Below are 944 nucleotides of genomic sequence, written 5' to 3' on the forward strand. Positions count from 1 at the left end.
GCTATTTGCCTGTGCTGATATTATCTATCGCAAAAACGGCATACTACCTAGCAATCATTCTGGTGGTGACCAGATCATGGTATTTATAATAGGCTCAATAATCGCTTTGGGTAATTTATTTCAGGCCAATCATTATCAATGTACCAAGCGAGCTATATTACATCCTGAAGTCAGTAAGCTGCTCACTTGGGATGGACAAGACAATCCCTATCCGATACAACCTATAACTGATGAAGCCAAATTAGCCTTTGAAGGCAGCAATTGGGAAGTTAATGTCAGATGGGTATGTATCATACTGATTAATGCTAGTCTATTTGCTTGGGCGGTAGTGGCTTATAATAGTTGAGTTTGACAATAGAGGTGTTTAGACAATGGTGCTATCAATAAAAATAATAATAAACAAGCCATCTAGACGCATGGCGATGCTTTAATAAAGACGGCGGAGTAAAACGATGATCGACATGATAGGACGCGGAAAAAACGGAACCTACGACACCTTAGGTAAAGCCTATAAAGTAGATAATGTACAACATGAGCTGCGCCCATATCAGAAGCTTGACTATCCGCTACGTCCGCAGCGTACTGTCGTACAGTTTAATAGCACCTATATGGAGCTGGTAGACATGTGGGACTTTATCCGTGGCGAGATTGTCTGGAGTCAATTATTTCTTTCTTTAGTAGCAATTTTTATACTGGGGACTTCTAGCTACATATTTTATTTAGAAATAAACAAAAATGGGTTTACTTTTTTTATTTTATTTTTATGCTTGATGGTTGCTATCTTATTTGGATTTATTTATGGACTATTAAGACGTCTTAGCCGAGAACTGTTTACCTACACCTATTTCCCCATTCGTTTTAATCGTAAAGAGGGCAAAGTCTATGTCATTGGTGCCAATAAAGAAGTAGAAACCTATGACTGGGGTAGTCTAAAGATACAAATA

The 944-nt window shown here is 38.1% G+C and carries 1 protein-coding gene and 1 pseudogene; both read left to right on the forward strand.

The window, feature by feature from the left end:
- Positions 1 to 346: hypothetical protein (locus ACT3QP_RS14905; RefSeq protein WP_444519265.1), on the forward strand; the 346-nt coding region annotated here is incomplete at its 5' end.
- A 106-nt stretch (positions 347 to 452) separates the two neighbouring features.
- Positions 453 to 944 (forward strand): annotated as a pseudogene (locus tag ACT3QP_RS14910) (hypothetical protein); the annotation flags it as partial.

The sequence above is a fragment of the Psychrobacter sp. AOP7-B1-24 genome (genome assembly GCF_052376215.1).
Lineage (GTDB): Bacteria > Pseudomonadota > Gammaproteobacteria > Pseudomonadales > Moraxellaceae > Psychrobacter.